This is a genomic window from Streptomyces sp. NPDC059002, from assembly GCF_042740435.1.
In the GTDB taxonomy this organism is placed as follows: Bacteria; Actinomycetota; Actinomycetes; order Streptomycetales; family Streptomycetaceae; genus Streptomyces.
The window spans coordinates 1-1746 of the sequence record NZ_JBHYJI010000152.1 but is presented as its reverse complement, the minus strand read 5'-3'; the positions used below and the strand labels follow the sequence as shown (position 1 = coordinate 1746).

The 1746-nt window shown below is 65.5% G+C and carries 1 protein-coding gene; it reads left to right on the top strand.

The window, feature by feature from the left end; all coding sequences use genetic code 11:
- Positions 1–458: 458 nt before the first annotated feature.
- Positions 459–1724 (top strand): IS110 family transposase, encoded by a 1266-nt coding sequence (locus tag ACFWZ2_RS43585; protein WP_384555353.1) that lies wholly within the window; start codon positions 459–461, stop codon positions 1722–1724.
- The last annotated feature ends 22 nt before the right edge of the window (positions 1725–1746 follow it).

The window sequence follows — 1746 nt, the reverse complement described above, 5'->3', positions numbered from 1 at the left end:
CAGTGAAGGGGCGGCACGAATCAAGCCCTACACAGAACCAGCGGTCCTGAGCCCTGATCGGTAGAGCGGGCGTCGTGCCGCCCTGGAAGCACAGGGTTGAGGTCTTTACTACTGCCGAGATCGCATCTCTCGCTGGAGACGGACCCGACCCTGTGCTCAACACAGAGCACGAGAGCGGACAGGACCGCTCTCAATTCGAGGAATCGGGATGGTCTCTGGCCAACGCACCCGCCTCTCCCTCCTCCTTCGCTTCGCTAGACGTGGCCTGAGCCGGCCTCGTGGGACACCTCTCCACACACCGCAAGCGCGAACAGCGCTACAGAAGACCGAGGACCACGGGCTCGCTGGGGTTGCGAACGGCTGGTGGGATGTCGTGCCTCGAGCACTTCCATTAGGGAGCACGCGCCACCCTGCACAGGCTCTGGCCTGCAGAAACAACCTAGTCGAGGGAGCTTGAGATGGAGACTGCCGGGGTGCCGTTACTGGCGTTCTGCGGAGTGGACTGGGCCGAAGATCACCACGATGTCGCTCTGGTCGACAGCGACGGCAAGCAAGTCGCCAAGCAGCGGATCAGCGATGATGCTGCCGGATTCGCCCAGCTCACGGCGTTGCTGATCGAGTACGGCGACTGCGCAGACGCGCCCATCCCGGTCGCTATCGAGACCTCCCGCGGGCTGCTGGTCTCCTGTCTACGAGCGACGGGCCGCCCGGTTTACGCGATCAACCCTCTGGCTGTGGCCCGCTACCGCGACCGGCACTCGGTCGCCCGGAAGAAGTCTGATGCCATCGACGCAGCCGCCCTGGCGAACATCCTGCGGGTCGACAGGTCTGCGCACCGGCCCCTGCCCGCGGACTCCGAACTGGCCCAGGCCATCACGGTACTGGCCCGGGCCCAGCAGGACGCGGTCTGGGACCGGGTCCAGGCCCACAACAAGCTCCGCTCCCAGCTGCGTGAGTTCTACCCATCGATCTTGGCTGCCTTCGCCGACAAACGCGATGGCCTGTGCTCGCCGGAGGCCCGGACCATTCTGGCGAGCGCGCCGACTCCTACCCTGGCTGCCAAGCTCACCCTTCGTCGCCTCCAATCACTGCTGAGGCGAGCCGGCAGGAAGCGCGGGGCCGAAGCCGAGGCCGAGCGCCTGCATGAAGTCTTCCGGCGGGAGTACCTGCACCAACTACCCCAGGTCGAAGTCGCCCTGGGCCAGCAGACCCTGGCCCTCCTCAGGCAGCTGGATGTCGTCTGCGTCAACGTGGAGCGTCTCGAAGCCGCAACGACCGAGGCCTTCCAGCAGCATCCTGATGCACCGGTCATCACCAGCTTTCCGGGCCTCGGAGCGTTAACCGGGGCTCGGGTCTTGGCTGAGATCGGAGACGACCGAGGGCGTTTCGCCAGCGCTGGAGCGCTGAAGGCCTACGCCGGGAGTGCTCCGGTGACGCGCGCGAGCGGCAAGAGTTGCATCGTGATGAGCCGCAAGGTCAAGAACCAGCGACTTGCCGCTGTCGGTTACGTGTGGGCCTTCTCGGCATTGAGGTGGTCGGCGGGCGCCAAGTCCCACTACGACCGCCGCAGAGCCGCTGGAGACCGGCACACGGCTGCTCAACGCCACCTCTACAACCGATTCCTGGGAATGCTGTTCTTCTGCCTCCAACGCGGGGTGCCCTACGACGAAGAGACAGCCTTCCCTAACCGACCCTCGGCAGAACTCCTCCCGTCCGCCGCTTGACTCTTAGCAACGTGGGATGTCT